Genomic DNA, 16,376 nt, shown 5'->3' on the forward strand with positions numbered 1-16,376 from the left:
GCTTACAGGCCTCCGCGGCGCGCGTCGAGCAGCTTGCGCACCGTCTGCATGGCCAGCAAGCCGCCGGCCAGCATCTGTGACAGCGGCGTGCGGCCGCCAAAGATGGCGTTTTTGTTGGGCAAACTTACCCATTCGTCGGCCAGCTTGTCGCCGTACAGGATGTGCAAGGCCTTGTAGATGCCGAGCAAATAGGAAATGCGTGTGATGCGGTCCACTTCCAGCACGCGGTCCGGCTGCTTCTTCCACTCGTAATAGGCGCTGCTCGACAGGCCACCCAGCAATTCGCGCGCCTCGTCGTCGCGCAACTTCCAGGCGATGGCCAGCTTGAAAAACCCTTTCAGTGCCGCTTGCGACAAGCGCTCGCGTTCAGCTTTGGCATTCAGGTCGACGAGCACGGCCGGCTCGAAGCGGCTCTTGGGGTAGGCGTAGGCGAGATGCATGGCATTCCTTGTGTAAAACTCTGATTATGGACCATTTATACTCCTTTTCTGGATTCGTTGCAAAGGCGGCGCGCAAGAAAAACGGGGCGCAGCAGGATGTGTCTCCCGCTGCGCCCCGTTGGCAGGTGTCCCGCGCCAGCTTATTTTGCCGTGATAGTCACCGGCACGGTCAGCTGCGCCGTCAAGCCGTTATTGTCCCGCGCCACCACTTTCAAGGCGTAGTTGCCGGTCACCGGTTGCGGCCAGGTGGCGGTGATCGTCAAGCCGCTCATGGAAAATTGCATGCCCAGCGGCGCGCCGCTGATCGAGATCTGCAGCGCGTTCGCGCCGGGTGCTGTCAGCACGATGCTGCCGCTTAATGACTTGCCCGCCACGCCCGTCATGGCAGCGGCGCTGATGGTGGGGCCGGCGGCGGCGATTTTTACCGCAGCCACGGCCTGGCCCGTCAATCCCGTCTTGCTATCTTTGGCGATGACGGTGACGTTGTAGCTGCCCAGCACGGGGTTGGCCCAGCTGACGACGCCGGCGGCGTTGACGGTCATGCCGGACGGCGCGCCCGACAGGCTATAGGTGACGGCGTTGGGCGCTACCGTCGTGGCGGTGAACGACAGGGCCACGCCGGGCTTGCCGCTGACGCTGGCGACGCTCACTACCGGTGGCAGCGGTGCGGCGATGGCCACCGTATAAATGCCCTTGCCACTCAAGCCGGTCTTGCTGTCCGTGGCCGTCACGGTGACGGTGTAGGTGCCGGCCACGGGGGCGGCCCAGCTCACCAGCCCTGCGCTGCTGATGCTCATGCCGGCCGGTGCGCCGCTCAGCGCGTAGCCGACGGGATTGGCGGCCGTGGCGCTGACATTGAACGCCAGCGCCGTGCCCACCTTGCCCGCGATGGCGCCGGCGGCAACGACAGGCGGTGCGATGGGCGCGATGACGATGCTGTATGCGCCCTGGCCACTGAGGCCGCTGACGGTATCCTTGGCTACTATGGTGACGGCATACGTGCCCGCCAACGGCGCGGCCCAGCTGACCACGCCCGTGGCGGCGATGCTCATGCCGGTCGGCGCGCCCAGCATGGTATAGCTGAGGGGGTTCGATGCGCTGGCCGAGACGGTGAAGGACAGCGGCTTGCCGGCCGTGCCACTGATGCTGGCCGGCGCCACCACGGGGGCGGTTGGCGCGATCTGGCTTCCCGACAGGCTGGCCAGCAGGTTTTTCACGTTGGGCGTACCCAGGCCACCGAGCGGGTCATAGCCGACCCTGGCCGTGCATGCGCCGCAAGTACCGTTGCTGCCGCGCGTGATATCGGCAAAGCTGCTGGCAAAGGTGCCCGGTATGGTGGCGATCTGGCCGTACAGCATGGTGTGCGCCAAGCCGAGCGCCGTCTTCGCTTGCAGCGCGCGGTTGGCGTTGGCGATGGCGACCAGGCCGGCCCATTGCGGAGTGGACAGGCTGGTGCCGCCAACGCTGAGCCAGCTGGCGGTGCTGCTGCCCGGTGTCATCACTGCCGTGTACTGGCCCGTGGCCGGGTCGGCATTGAAGGCCACGTCGGCCACGTTGCGCCGCAACAGATTGCTCAGGCCGGGTACGTTGGCCGTCTGGTAGCTTGGCAATGGCGTATAGGCGCTGATGCCGCCGCCCGTGCCGGACCAGGCCGTTTCGCTGCGCACGCCGCTGCCGCTGTAGCTGAGCGTAGTGCCGCCCACGGCCAGCACATTGGGCGACACGGACGGCCAGGAGACGCCGTTGCCCGAGTCGCCCGTGGCAGCCAGGTAAGTCATGTTCTTGCCCGTGAAGGCGCTGTCGACGGCAGCGGTCCAGTTGCCTTCGGCGGCGCCAAAGCTCATCGACACGACGCCTGGTCCCATCAGGTTGGCCAGGCGCACGCCGCCCAGCAGGCTGTTGACCGAAGCGTCGGGTGCCTCGATCAGCACGATGCGCGCCAGCGGCGCCGTGGCATGCGCCCATTGCACGTCGAGCGCGATTTCCATGGCCCAACCCGAATTATAGGCGGGCGCGGTAGCCGTCATGGTGCTCGCTGGCGTGTTGTAGACGATGGAAAATTCACAGCCACTGGTCGAGGCAGGCGGCAATGGCAGGGTGGCATTGGTGGCGATGACTTTGCTGGTGCAGCCGGGCAAGCCGAACTTTTGGTTGAAGAGGGCCAGTTCGGCGGCCGCGTTCGGGTTATGCATGGCGTTGACGATGTAGATCGTCTGCCCCGCGCCCAGCTGTGCCGCCTGGGCCGGCGTCAGTGCCGTGCCCGCCGCAGGCAGGGCGGGCAAGTCGTAGGCGGCGCGGATTTGCGCGGGGGAATAGGTAGCCACCACACTGCTGCCGGCCAGGGGCGCGGCAATGTCGCTTGCGCCGCCGTCCAGCAGTGGCGCAACTTCTTGCGCCACCTGTTCCGAGGCGACAATTGTTTGCGCCGTCAAACGGCGCGTGCTCATTTCCTGCATGGCGCCGGGCACTCGCTGCAAGTGCGGCCGCCAGCGGGCCGAGCCGCTGCTGTTGGCGCTGTCGCGCCCGTCAGGCGCATCGAGCAGCATCGGGGCCGCATGGAACATCGGTTGCACCACCAGCGCCCCGACATCGGCGGGGATGACTGGCACTTCAACACTAAACTGTGTCGCAGCCGTGGCGACGGCGGCGGGCGGGGTCGATGTTTCCTGCCCTGGGCCGCAAGCGCCCAGCAGGAGGGCAGCAGTGGCGCCCAGCAGCAGCCGAGCGTGGCGGCGATGTGGCGGGATGATTTTTTTCATGGCGAAACTCTCCGGGTTGGCGAGGGCCACATTTCTACAACGCATCGAGGCATGGTGCCGCGCACTGGCGGTGTCAGCCCTGCATTGGTAGCCCCGCTGCCATAGCGCTTGCGCGCGGTAGGCCGGTGGCTTTGCGTCCCCGTCTTTCGACGGGTTTGCCCTCAGAATTAATCATGCATCGCTACACTCCCTGATGCCTTATTAATTCTAGCGAATTCGCCAAATAAGTGTTAACTATTTTCAATCAATAGTTTTATTTTAGCAATTTAATGTTGCGGATTTGCCCATTATTGAATGCAATAATGCCAGCTTGATTAAGTATTAAAAGCAAGGTTATCAGAGGGATATTGATGCGAAACAGTGTTTCTCCCGGATAACGGTGCTTGTCTTTCCTGGTAATTTCATGAATTTACCGAATATATTGTTTTCATACATCAATCCTCGAACGCCATGCCTGGATACGGCGCTGCGCGGCAGGCCGCCAGCATGGCAACAAGGCGACTAATCTCAGGGCACCTGAGCAAGCCGTGGCGAGCGGCAGTGATTTGTGGCCGAGAAGCGCAACCGTACTTCTAGTGCGCTAAGCATCGCAGGCGGCCTATACCGACGCGCAGTAGATACTGTCAGGTGTCACTACACAGGTTCCGCGTGTTCCACCATCAGTTGTACTTTGGTCGTGCCATTGTATTCATTCGCATCGAGGCGGAAGGCGACCCTGGTGCGTTCGCCCAGGGCGTCCGTGTGGCCAAACCAGATGGCGTCGAAGCGCACGCCGTTTTTTTCCAGCAGCAGCTTCAAATGGCGCTCTTTCAATATGCGCTGGCTGACGACGCGAAATTCATCGCAGAAGACGGGCGGGGCGAAGCCCTGGCCCCATACTTGGCCATCCATCAGTTCGATGAAGGCCGTCGTGTAATACGCGTCTTCCAGCGGGCCGTCCGTTTCCACTACCCGTTCCAGCTGTTGCGAGCTGAGCCAGGCCTGGCCCACGGCTTCGAAGGCCTGGGAAAACGCGTCGAAGGCCTCGGCGCGGATGGTCAGGCCTGCCGCCATGGCGTGGCCGCCGAACTTGTCGATCAGGCTCGGTGCCCGTTTCGACACCAGGTCGAGCGCGTCGCGCAAGTGGAAACCGGGAATCGACCGGCCCGAGCCCTTGATCCAGCCGTCCGCGCCCGGTGCAAACGTGATCGTCGGGCGGTAGAATTTTTCCTTCAGGCGCGAGGCGACGATGCCGATCACGCCCTGGTGCCAGGATGCGTCGAAGACGCTGATGGTGCTGCTGTTGGCCGGTTCGAAAGCATCGAGGTGCAGCAGGGCGGTATCCTGCATTTCCGCCTCGATTTCGCGGCGCTTCAGGTTAATGTCGTTCAATTGCTGCGCCAGCGCCCAAGCCCGCGCTTCGTCGTCCGTGATCAGGCATTCGATGCCCAGCGACATGTCTTGCAAGCGCCCGGCCGCATTCAGGCGCGGGCCCAGGGCAAAACCCAGGTCGAACGGCGTGGCGCTGCGCGCTTCGCGGCCCGCCACGCGGAACAGGGCGGCCACGCCCGCGTGCATATTGCCCTTGCGCATGCGTTTCAAGCCTTGCGCGACGAGGATGCGGTTGTTCGTATCGAGGCGTACCACGTCGGCCACCGTGCCCAGCGCCACCAGGTCGAGCAGATTGTCGAGCTTGGGTTGCGTTTGCGCATCGAAAATCCCGCGTCGTCGCATTTCTGCGCGCAGGGCCAGCAAGACGTAAAACACCACGCCCACGCCTGCCAGGTGTTTGCTGGGGAAACCGCAGGCTGGCTGGTTGGGATTGACGATGACGGCCGCGTCGGGCAGGGTGTCGGCCGGCAAATGGTGGTCGGTAACGACCACTTCGATGCCGCGCCGGTTCGCTTCGGCCACGCCGTCGATGCTGGCAATGCCGTTGTCGACGGTGATGATGATGTCGGGCGACTTTTCGCGCGCGGTCAGTTCGACGATTTCCGGCGTCAGGCCGTAGCCGTATTCAAAACGGTTGGGCACGATGAAATCGACGTCGGCGCCCATGGCGCGCAAGCCGCGAATGGCCACGGCGCAGGCGGTGGCGCCGTCGCAATCGTAGTCGGCGACGATGACCATGCGTTTCTTGGCGGCAATTGCGTCGGCCAGAAAGGCCCCGGCCGCGCCTATGTGCAGCAAGCCCGATGGCGGCATCAGGGCCGCCAGTTCGCTCGACAGTTCCGCGGCGTCAGACAAGCCACGCGAGGCGTACAGGCGGGCCAGCACCGGGTGGATGCCGCCCTGGCGCAGCAGTTCGGATTCGCGGTAAGGACAGGGGCGGGTGGCGATGCGGGTACGGGTCATGTTGTTTTCAATTTGTTCAGGGTCATCGCGCGCCAGAATTTGCGTTGCGCATTCTTGCTGGTGCTGCAAGCTAGCCAGGCATCGCGGTGGCTCAGCACCAGGCGCAGTTGCCCAAGCCGGCCGTCTTTTACGGCCGCCAGCAGGGGCGTGAACCAGTCCGCTTCCAGTGATTGCAACTGTTGCAGCCACATGCCCCATTCCTGCGCCTGCGCCGCCTCGATCAGTCCGCCCAGCACGACGACGGCGTCGGCATGCTCGGCCAGCACACTGTTTGGACTGGCATCGCGCCGGGCCGGTTCCGCCAGCGCTGCCAGCCAGCCGGGCGCGTCCTGCGTATGCAGCTTGGCGGCGCAAAGCTCCGCGGGCGCCGTGGCGACGCTGGCGCCCCAGATCCAGAAGGAGTTGATGGCTTTCAAGCCGCGCTCCTCGCGCGCCGCGTTGACAGGGTGTTCATGCCACAGCATCTGCACTTCGTTTTGCAGACGGCGCGCAGCGCGCGCGTGCTCGCCTTCCGGCATCCAGACGGACAGGTCTTGCGTGGTGGCGGCGTCCGGCGAGGCGCACTGCAAGTCGCTCCAGGCATCGGCGCGCATGAACCAGGTGCCCGCATCGCCGTACGCCAGGGGCTGGCCGATTTCGTCGAAATACGGGGCAGCACTGTCGAACAGGGCGCGGCCATCGGCTTCGCTCAGCCTGAGTTGGCGCAAATCTTCCAGGCTGATATGGCTGCGGGCGATGGCCAGGTGGGCTGGATGCAGCAGGAAGTAGCGCGCCCCAGGTTCCGGCACGAGGCCGTAGCCGCGCATGGCTTGCGCGGCAAAGGCTGCTTGCGCCGCCTCGCCATTGGCTGCGGGCGCCAGGCCCAAGGCGTGCGCCAGCCACGCTTCGTGCGGCAGCAGGCGCTTGGCGTTGTCAAAAGTTTCCAAATTGCAAGCGGATGTGCGCGACAGCAGCGCCGCCAGGGCGGGTGCCTGCAAGACCTTGAGCAGGTCGGCGGCCAGTTCGGCATTGGGCAAGGCGCAGGGCAGGACGAGGGTAAGTTGATTCATCCCCAGATTGTAGGCGATTGTGGTCATGCCCGAGTAGGGCTAGATCATCTTCCTCGAATAGGAGGGTGTCGAAAAAACATCAAAATAATATGAATTCAATCATTTTTTAAGGAAAATATTTTTCTTTTGAAAGCATAGTAGATATAATTGAAATAACTTTAGTGTCGTAAAAACAATCATACCCTGCTGTATGGTTGCGTCGTTTGGCTTCTGTGTCCCTCAAACCGTATACAAGATGCTGCCGGCTTCATTGATTAAATAAGACTCTTTTTTGGAAGCCCCCACCATGTATACATTTGCTGCTTCGCGCAGCCGGGCTGACTGCGCCCTGGCCTCTCACATTTGCACTCCTGGCGCCATCGCTGCGCATTGCCAGGAGGCCGCATGACTACCTACAATCTGTCGACCACGGTTCACGTGTGCGAAGACATCAACAAGAACTTTGATATCCGCGACTTGCTGACACAGGCCGGCTACGCTGTACAAGGTGAGCTGAACATCAAGAATTTTACCGTCCTGTTACCCGATGATACGGAATCGACCAGCAACACGCCCCTGTTCGGCATGTTGGACGCCGACACTGTTTATGTGCGGCCCGGCGACTGGGCGGCCAACTACAATGGCAATTTCTCGACCATCCAGGTGACGATCGACAAAGGCAATGGCGATATCGTCCAGTTGGAACTGCAAGTGATCATCGATCCCGTCAACGACGCGCCCGATGCGGCTGACAAGACGTTCAACCTGGTCGATGGCTCCAGCGTCGTGCTCGGCGAAAGCGATTTTGGTTTTCACGACGATGTGGAACACAACGACTTCAAGTCCGTGCTCATTACCAACACGACCACTGCCGGCCAGGTATTGCTCAATGGCGTGGCGGTCACGGTGGGCACGGAAATTTCCATCGACGACATCCGCGCAGGCAACCTGGTCTTTGTGCCAAGCCAGACGGTCGCCGGCAATTTCGACCTGGGCTTCAAGGTGCGTGACGATGGCGGCACTGCCGGCTGCAACGCGCAAGACCTGAGCCTGGCGCCGCACTACCTGACCTTCAAGGTGCCGATGGCGCACCTGGGCGATTTCGTCTGGGAAGACAAGAACGCCAACGGCGTGCAGGATGCGGGCGAGGCCGGTATCGCCAATGTGGTGGTGCAATTGAAGGATACGGCCGGCAACGTGGTCGCTACCACGACGACGGACGCCAGCGGTGGCTACCACTTCGACGTCAATCCGGGCACGTATTCGGTGACCGTGGTCGCGCCGGCCGGCTATGTGCCGACGGTAGCGAACCAGGGCGGCGACACGGCCAAGGACAGCAATATTGATGCGGCCGGCAAGATGGCGTCTGTCACCCTGGCACCGGGCCAGACCAACTTGAGCCTCGATGCGGGCCTGTACCGCGCTGCCGAACTGGGCGACCGCGTATGGTTCGATGCCAACAAGAATGGCTTGCAAGATGCGGGCGAAGCAGGCGTGGCCGGCGTGAAAGTGACCTTGCTCGATGCGTCGGGCAATGCCGTCGGCAGCCCGCTGGTGACGGACGCGAACGGCAACTACCTGTTCACGAATCTGAAACCGGGCGCTTACAGTGTCCAGTTCGACAAGACCAGCCTGCCTGCCGGCTATGCCTTTACTGGCCAAGACCAGGGCGGCGATGAGCAGCGCGATTCCGACGCCAGCGCCATCGACGGCAAGACGGCGCAAGTGCTGCTCGCTTCCGGCGACAGCAACCATAGCCTCGATGCGGGCATCGTGGCTCTGCCGGCTTCCTTGGGCGACCGCGTCTGGCATGACGCCAACTTGAACGGCGTGCAGGATGCGGGCGAAGCCGGCATCGGCGGCGTCACGGTGCAGCTGAAAAATGCAGCTGGCAGCGTGATCGGCTCGACCGTCACGGATGCCACCGGCTATTACAATTTCAGCGTCGATGCTGGCACGTATTCCATCGCCGTCGTCGCGCCGCCAGGCTATCTGAGCACGGTCAAGGATGTGGGCGGCAACGATGCGCTCGACAGCGACATCAATGCCGCAGGCCAGAGCGCTCTGGTGACGGTTGCAGCCGGCCAGAACTACAAGGACCTGGATGCGGGCTTGTACAAAACGGCTGCTATTGGCGACCGCGTGTGGTTTGACGCCAACGGTAACGGCACGCAGGATGCGGGCGAAGCGGGTATGAGCGGCGTGAAAGTCAATCTGTTCGACGCCTCCGGTACCGTGGTGGCCAGCGCCACCACGGATGCCAGTGGCAATTACTTGTTCAGCAACTTGATGCCTGGTAACTACTTCCTGGGTTTCGTGCCACCAGCCGGCTACACTTTCACCAAGCCGGACGTGGGCGGCTATGCCACTGATTCCGACGTCGATCCGGCCACCGGCCTCACCACCAGCTGGATCGCTCTGAAATCGGGCGACGTTCAGCTGGAATGGGACGCTGGCCTGGTCAAGCGCGCGCCTGTCACAGGCAGCATTGGCAACCGCGTGTGGGAAGACAGTAATTACAATGGCGTGCAAGATGCGGGCGAGCTGGGTGTGGCTGGAGTGAAAGTTAACTTGCTCAACGCCAGCAACCAAGTCATCGGCACGACGACGACGAACGCCAGCGGAGAATATCTTTTCGATAAGCTGATTGCCGGCGGCTATAAAGTGGAAGTCGTTCGCCCATCGGGCTTTTATTACACCAAGGCGAATGTCGGCAATGACGCCAGCGATTCCGACGTCGATACCAGCACGGGCCGTTCCGGCTTGATCAACCTGGCTGCCGGCCAGAACGACATGAGCTGGGACGCGGGTATCTATCGCAAAGCCAGCCTGGGAGACAAGGTGTGGCGCGACGCCGACCATGACGGCGTACAGGATGTCAACGAGGCAGGCATCGCCAACATCAAGGTACAGCTGTACTCGGGCAGCGGCGTGTTGCTGGCTACCACTTACACTAATGCCACCGGCAACTATCTGTTTAGCAACCTCGATCCTGGCAGCTATTCGCTGAAGTTCGACAAGAGCAACGTGATGCATGCTGGTTACGCCATGAATAGCTGGAAGTGGGGCGCCAAGAATGTGGGTAGCAATGACAACATCGATTCGGACGTCAACAGCAATGGTAGCTATGCCAACGTGGTTTCCACGGATGTGCTGAAGCTCGCTTCGGGCCAGAACGACATGAGCTGGGATGCCGCCATTACGCCTATCGTGATCGACTTGAATGGCGACGGCGTGCACACTATCGCCCGCGCTGATTTCCACGGCAGCTTCGACTTGCTGGGCACGGGCAGCGCCATCCAGTCGGGCTGGGTCTCCGCCGACGACGGCTTGCTGGCCATTGACAACAACGGCAATGGCAAGATCGACAATATCTCCGAACTGTTTGGCGGCAATGAGAAAGGTACGGGTTTTGCCAAGCTGTCCAGCTATGACTCGAACGGCGACGGCGTGGTCGATGCGAAAGATGACAAGTTTGCGCAATTGCGCATCTGGCGCGACGCCAACAGCAATGGCGTGACGGACGACGGCGAGCTGATGTCGCTGCATGACGCCGGCGTGGCCAGCCTGACCGTGTCCTACACGGAACTGCCTTTCCTCGACGCCAACGACAACCTGCACCTGGAGCGCAGCAGCGCCACCCTGGTCAACGGCAAATCGGTCGACATGACGGACGTGTATTTCAACGTCGACTCCAAGGATGCGGCCAAGGCTGGCATCACCTTGCCGAGCATGGCCGACCTGCTGCGCGACGACCATGCGCTGGACAAGGCCTTGGGTCAGGGCGCGGCTGGCGCTACCGTTGCCGCGCCAGTGTCCCAGGCTGTCGACGCCCAGGCCCAGTGCGAGATGGCTGAAGTGTTGCGCCGCGCCATGGCACATACCACTGCACAGCCCCAGGAAATGGTTGTCTGATGTCCTGTTTTGCCAGGCCATATCCGCCTGTCTGATATGTGCAGGCGCCCCCGTTTCCAGGCGGCACCGGCACTTTCCAATCACTTTGAAAAGAATACACAATGAAAAAATCCATGCACCTGATCGTCCGCGCCAGTATCGCCGCCGCTGTTTTCGCCCTCGCCAGCGGCAGCGCCCTGGCAGCGTCCAACCTGCAAGTCGTCGATTCGCATAGCGTCAGCCTGTTTACGGCCAGCGGTGGCGCCTTCGGCCCCGGCCGCGCCATCTCGCCTACCTTGTGGCAGGTCAAGTATGACAGCAATACCTTCCTGGCCTTCTGCCTCGATCCCAATGTGGCAGTGAGCAACAGCGCAAATAACTATAGCAGCAGCGCCTTTGCCGCCAGCGATTCCGTGAAGCGCCTGTACGAGGGCTACTACGCTTCGTCCATTGCAAATGTATCCACCAGCGTCGACAGCGCCGCCGCCTTCCAGTTGGCCCTGTGGGAATTGAATAACGACAATGCCAACTTGCTAACGGGCGGCCTGCGCTTCAGAAACCTGAGCAATGCCGTCGTCATGCAGGCAAACAGCATGCTGGGCGTGGCGACGGGCAATGGCGCCATCCAGAACCTGTACAACTACACCAGCCTGACGAGCGTTAATCCTGCCTCGCAAACCTTGCTCAGCGTGTCGCCTGTGCCGGAAGCGCAAACCTGGGCCATGTTGGTCGCCGGCCTGGGCTTGCTGGGCTTCATGGCGCGCCGGCGCAACGCTGGCGCAGCGTAAATCGCTAGCAGCGGTATTGACTGAGTCAACTGAGTAGTTTCGGCTGCGGTGCGTCCGTCACGACGCACCGCAGTTTTTATTTTTCCGCAACACTATTCTGAATAGCTGTTATTACTATGGCACAATGTTTCTGCAAGCTAGCACTGCGCGACCTTGACAATAGTTTCTCACTGTTCATTGCAACTGCCTGAGATCGGATTTGAGTTCATCATGACGCCACCTTCTGCCGCGAACGCCGCCGTCGACGATTCCCCATCCACCGCCCGCGCCGACACGCTTGCCGACGCCATCGTCTTCCTGGCCCGTTTTCTTGGCACCGGCGTACAAGCCGAACGCCTACGCGACAGCGTGACCGCGCATGGCGACCCGGGCGCCGCCGATTTTCTCGATCAGGCGCTCAGCCATGCCAGCTTGACCGGCACGTCGCTGCCGATGGACAAGCCGCGCCGCGTCACGGAAATGCCAGCCTTGCTAGTCAACGGCGAGGGCCAGGCGCTGGTGGTTCTGAGTATTGCAGATGATAAATATGAATGCCATGTGCCTGGCATCGCCGGCACCTCCTGGCTGGACGCGACCATGCTGGCGCAGGAAGTGCCCGCCGGGCGCTGGGTGGCCGTGCGGCCCGTGATGTTTTTCGACCAGCGCAGCTTGCTCTACAGCATGCCGGCGGCGGGGCGCTGGTTCTGGGACGTGTTCAACCGCAACCGCTGGGTCTTTCGCTGGGCCTTGCTGGGCACGCTGGTCTTGAACGTCATCAGCGCGCTGGTGCCGTTCTATGCGATGGCCGTGTACGACCGCGTGATTCCCAACAACGCCACGTCCAGCCTGTGGGTGTTGACGATAGCCGTTGTCGCGCTGACCGGTTTCGAGCTGGGCATGCGCTTGCTGCGCGGCGAGCTGGTGGAAACAGCATCGCGGCGCATGGATGTGGCCCTGTCGTCCAATATTTTCGCCCAGTGCCTGCGCTTGCGCGCGGCCAGCCGGCCCGCCTCGGGCGGAGCCCTTGCCAATACCGTGCGCGATTTTGAATCCGTGCGCGAATTCTTCGCCTCGACCACCGTGACCACTCTGGGCGACTTGCCCTTCCTGCTGCTGTTCTTGCTGGTCATCGCCTTTGTCGGCGGCTGGCTGGTGCTGGTGCCCTTGGCCGCCATCCCCATCCTGCTGCTGTTGGCCTTCGCCTCGCGCGCGGCGCTGGCGCGCCACGTGGCCGCCTCGATGCAGGAAAGTGGGCAGCGCACGGCGCACCTGTTTGAAAGCATGAATGGCCTTGACACCATCAAGGCGCTGGGCGCCGAGGCGTGGAGCCGCCGTAAATGGGAGAGCCTGACGGTAGCCATCGCCGCCAGCAGCGTCGAGACGCGCGAAATCGTCAGCCGCGTCAATTACATCAACACGGCCGTGCTGGCCCTGTCCGGCGTGGCCGTGGTAGCCGTCGGCGCACTGCTCATGGGGGAACGCCTGCTGACCCTGGGCCAGATCATCGCCGTGAGCATGCTGACGGGGCGCGCGCTGGCGCCCGTGAGCCAGATCGCGGGCCTGATTATGCGCTGGGAGCAGACCAAGCTGTCCTACCACGCGCTGAACAAGATCATGGAAGCGCCCACGGACGACGATGCAGCCAGCTTGCAGGCGCCGCCGCTGTCCGGGCGCATCGAGTTCCGCGAGGTGAGCTTCGCCTACCCGAACTCGCCGCCGCTGCTCGATAAACTGAGCCTGCAGATACGTCCGGGCGAACGGGTGGGCGTGATCGGCAAGCTCGGTTCCGGCAAGAGCACCTTGCTGCGATTGCTGCTGAACCAGTACGGTCCACAAAGCGGCAGCGTGCTGTTCGACGACCTGGCCAGCACCCAGCTGGACCCCTTGAGCCTGCGCCGCCAGATCGGCTATGTGCCGCAGGACGTGACGCTATTTCACGGTACCGTGCGCGAAAACATAGAACTGGGCCGCAGCCAGGCGGACGATGCCGGCCTGCTTGACGCCATCCGCCTTGCTTGCCTGGACGACATCATCGCGCAGCTGCCCAATGGCGTGGCGATGGAAGTGGGCGAGCGCGGCGAGCGCCTGTCCGGCGGCCAGCGCCAGGCCGTGGCCATGGCCCGCGCCTTGCTGGCGAAACCGCCGATACTGCTGCTCGATGAACCGAGCAGCATGTTCGATCCGGCCACGGAGCAGCGCCTGATCGCCCGGCTGCGCACCTTGCAAGACACCACCATCGTGCTCGTCACGCACCGCATGGCCATGCTGGCGCTGGTGGACCGGCTGATCGTTTTCGACAAGGGCCGCATCGTGGCCGACGGCCCGCGCGATGAAGTTTTGCGTGTAATTCATGGTCAAAATGGTCAAAATTCGGCTCAAAATCAGGCCGCCAAGCCGCCCGCTGCCGTTGCCAACACGACGGGAACATCGACATGAGCGCCCTGAATGCGCGTGCGCTGACGCAGGCGCACCCGGACCCCGAGCGCGAGCCGCGCCGCATCATTATCTGCATGCTGGCGCTGACGGCCGTGTTGCTGGTGCTGACCCTGGTCTGGACCACGTTCGCCCAGCTCGACGTGTCCGTGAATGGCCGCGGGGCCATCACGCCGCCGTCACACCTGCAGGAAGTGCAAAGCCTGGACGGTGGCATCGTGCGTGAAATGCGGGTCAAGGCTGGCCAGCAGGTGCGCCGCGGCGACTTGCTGCTGCGCCTAGATACGGCGCAATACGACGCCAACCTGGGCGCCAGCGTACAGAACCGCCTGGCCGCGCTGGCGGGCAGGGCGCGTCTCGATGCGCTGCTGACTGGTGGTGCGCCGCAGTTCGCGCCGGAATGGCAACGCGAGGCTCCCGCGCTGATCGCCAAGGAAACGCAGTTGTGGCGCGATGGCCAGCGTGAGTTCGCGTCGGCCACGGCGGCCGCGCGCGAAGGCGTGATGCGCCGGCGCGGCGAGCTGGCCGAGGCGCACAGCCGCATCGCCCAGCTTGAGACGGGTCTCAAGATCGGCATGGAAAGCCTGGCTATCGAGGAGCGGCTGTTCAAGGAGGGCGCGGGTTCGCGCGGCGATTACCTGAACGCGCAGCAGCGCGTGCAGCAGCAGCGCACGGAACTCGACAGCCTGCGCAGCTCCTTGCCGCGCCTGGTCGCTACCCTGGCCGAAGCGCAGGCGCAGGCCAGCGAAGTGGAGGCGCGCATGCGCGGCCAATGGGGCGCACAGCGCAGCGAATATGAAACCAAGGCCGGCGCCCTGGCCAGCACCGTCAAAGGCCAGCAGGACCAGGTCAGCCGGCGCGACGTGACGGCGCCCGTTGACGGCGTTGTCAACCGCGTGCTGATAGCCACCGTGGGCGGCGTGGCGCCGCCTGGAAAACCTATTCTTGAAATCGTGCCGGCCGACTCGGAAGTGCTCATTTCCGTGCGCGTGAAGCCGTCCGACATCGGCTTTATTCACGTCGGGCAGAGCGCCTCGGCAAACGTGCTTGCCTACGACGCCACCACTTATGGGCGCATGAAGGCGCAAGTGGTGCGCGTGGGTGCCGACGCCATCCCCGACGAGCGCAACGAGCCGTATTTTGAAGTGCAGCTCAGTACCGACCGCAGGCAGCTGACGGCGCATGGCAAGGTGCTGCCGATTACGCCCGGCATGCCGGTTGACGTGGGCATCCTGACGGGGCGCCGCTCGGTGCTGCAATATGTGTTCAAGCCGGTGCTGCGCGGCTTGCAGTCTTCCCTGCAGGAGCGTTGATGCGTGCCATATCAATATCGCTCATGCTGGCGTGCGCCGGCATCGTGCTGGAAGCGCAGGCCCAACTGCCAGGAACCTTGTCCGTCCAGCCGATGCCCATGCGCGGTTTGCCTGCCCTGCTGGCGCGCGCCGTGCCGAGCGACCCGCAGGTCATCACAGCGCAGGCGGCGCTGGCCACCGCCGAGGCGCGCTACAAGCAGGCCCGCTCGCGCCTGTTCCCAACTGCGGCGCTGCAGGCGACGCGGGGGCGCAGCAATGATGTCGATGGCACGCTGGACGTGGAACGCCGTACGCACCAGGTGGAAGCGAGCGTGCGCTGGAATCTGTACAACGGCGGCGCCGACCGCGCCGAACTCGATGCGGCCGAGCGCGAAATGGCGGGCGCCGCCTTCGACGTGCAGCGGGCACGCGCGGAAAGCGCAGAAAAACTGGCCGAAGCGTATTTCGACATGCAGCGCCTTGAGCGCAGCCTGTTGCAGTCGCAGCAACGCCTGCATGACGTGACGCTGTTGGTGAAGCAGGTAGCGCGCCAGGCGGAGCTGGGAAAATCGTCGGAAGTGGACCGCGAACTGGCGCAAAGCTCGCAGCTGGACGCGGAACTGGTGCACGACGGCGTGTTGACGGACCGTCTGGCCGCGCAGATCAAGCTTGAGGCGCTGGCCTTCGAGCCGGTGGCGCAGTTTCTCGACTTCACGTTTGCGCCGCTGCCGGCGCAGGCCCTGGAAAACGCCGACACGCAGCAGGCGCAGTTGCGTGCCGCGCGCGAGCGGGCGGCGGCGGCCCAACTGCGCGTGCGCAGCGTGGCGGCCACGCTGGCGCCGAAAATCGACCTCGATGTCAGCCATCTGCTCAATAACAAGACGACGCCGCCGCCATCGACGATACAGCAGCGCGGCTGGTCGGTGGGCGTGAGCTGGGAGTTTCCGCTCGGCGGCGGCAGCCTGGCGCAGCGCGACGAGAGCGTCAGCCGGGCCCAGGCGGCCAAGGCAGATGTGGCGCGCGCCGAGCAGGGCATGCGCGCCGATCTGGCCAGCATGCTGCCGCGTATCGCCAATGCGCAGCGCACCTTGGCTCTACTCGACGAGCAGGAAAAGAAGATGGCCTTTGTCGTGCGCGGCGGTAGTATCCAGTACGAGGCGGGGCGGCGCAACCTGCAGCAGATCATCCAGACGCGCGACAGCTACTTCACGATACAGCAGCGGCGCATCGACCAGTTGCACCGTTTGACCCTGGCGCAGATGCGGCAATATGCGCTGGCGGGGCAGCTACTGCAGGTGTTTGGGCTGGCACAATAGGGCGCTGGCGCCAGATTTGGTGTCAGCGTGCGCTGTTTTACATGCAGTTTCATGCATGAAATGGCCATTGTGTGGCAAACTGCGCGCTCGCATATTACCTTGTCGCGGGAGCG

General features: G+C 63.2%; 9 protein-coding genes and 1 riboswitch. Of the genes, 5 read left to right on the top strand and 4 right to left on the bottom strand.

What is annotated here, in order from left to right; genetic code table 11:
- Positions 1–2: 2 nt before the first annotated feature.
- From ACQ4V8_RS04245 to ACQ4V8_RS04260, 4 genes are all read right to left on the bottom strand, one after another.
- Complete coding sequence (locus ACQ4V8_RS04245) at positions 3–440, bottom strand: MbcA/ParS/Xre antitoxin family protein (protein ID WP_010398927.1); 438 nt, start codon at positions 438–440, stop codon at positions 3–5.
- Positions 441–580: 140 nt separating this feature from the next.
- Positions 581–3,199 (bottom strand): putative Ig domain-containing protein, encoded by a 2,619-nt coding sequence (locus tag ACQ4V8_RS04250; RefSeq protein WP_436570962.1) that lies wholly within the window; start codon positions 3,197–3,199, stop codon positions 581–583.
- Positions 3,200–3,282: 83 nt separating this feature from the next.
- Positions 3,283–3,369, bottom strand: a riboswitch (cyclic di-GMP riboswitch).
- A gap of 463 nt (positions 3,370–3,832) precedes the next feature.
- A complete protein-coding gene (recJ, locus tag ACQ4V8_RS04255) occupies positions 3,833–5,533 on the bottom strand; it encodes a single-stranded-DNA-specific exonuclease RecJ (RefSeq protein WP_436570963.1) in 1,701 nt (566 codons plus the stop codon).
- A complete protein-coding gene (locus ACQ4V8_RS04260; protein ID WP_070347150.1) occupies positions 5,530–6,582 on the bottom strand; it encodes a hypothetical protein in 1,053 nt (350 codons plus the stop codon). The genes recJ and ACQ4V8_RS04260 overlap by 4 nt, the downstream gene beginning before the upstream one ends.
- 384 nt (positions 6,583–6,966) lie before the next feature.
- Between ACQ4V8_RS04260 and ACQ4V8_RS04265 the strand changes: the two genes are divergently transcribed.
- The 5 genes from ACQ4V8_RS04265 (at position 6,967) to ACQ4V8_RS04285 (ending at position 16,263) form a co-directional block, all read left to right on the top strand.
- The gene (locus ACQ4V8_RS04265; RefSeq protein WP_436570964.1) at positions 6,967–10,476 is read left to right on the top strand and encodes an SdrD B-like domain-containing protein; all 3,510 of its coding nucleotides are present in this window, start codon (positions 6,967–6,969) and stop codon (positions 10,474–10,476) included.
- Positions 10,477–10,589: 113 nt separating this feature from the next.
- Positions 10,590–11,243 (top strand): PEP-CTERM sorting domain-containing protein, encoded by a 654-nt coding sequence (locus ACQ4V8_RS04270; RefSeq protein WP_128089336.1) that lies wholly within the window; start codon positions 10,590–10,592, stop codon positions 11,241–11,243.
- Between the two features lie 210 nt (positions 11,244–11,453).
- Positions 11,454–13,658, top strand: a complete 2,205-nt coding sequence (locus ACQ4V8_RS04275) for a type I secretion system permease/ATPase (RefSeq protein WP_436570965.1) — start codon at positions 11,454–11,456, stop codon at positions 13,656–13,658.
- Positions 13,655–14,968 (top strand): HlyD family type I secretion periplasmic adaptor subunit, encoded by a 1,314-nt coding sequence (locus ACQ4V8_RS04280; protein ID WP_436570966.1) that lies wholly within the window; start codon positions 13,655–13,657, stop codon positions 14,966–14,968. Before ACQ4V8_RS04275 ends, ACQ4V8_RS04280 begins: the two co-directional genes overlap by 4 nt.
- Positions 14,968–16,263 carry a TolC family protein gene (locus ACQ4V8_RS04285; RefSeq protein WP_436570967.1) on the top strand — a complete coding sequence of 432 codons (1,296 nt, stop codon included), beginning with the start codon at positions 14,968–14,970 and terminating at the stop codon, positions 16,261–16,263. Before ACQ4V8_RS04280 ends, ACQ4V8_RS04285 begins: the two co-directional genes overlap by 1 nt.
- Positions 16,264–16,376: the final 113 nt, after the last annotated feature.

This window comes from Janthinobacterium paucivorans (assembly GCF_051380805.1).
Taxonomy (GTDB): Bacteria; Pseudomonadota; Gammaproteobacteria; order Burkholderiales; family Burkholderiaceae_D; genus Janthinobacterium; species Janthinobacterium lividum_D.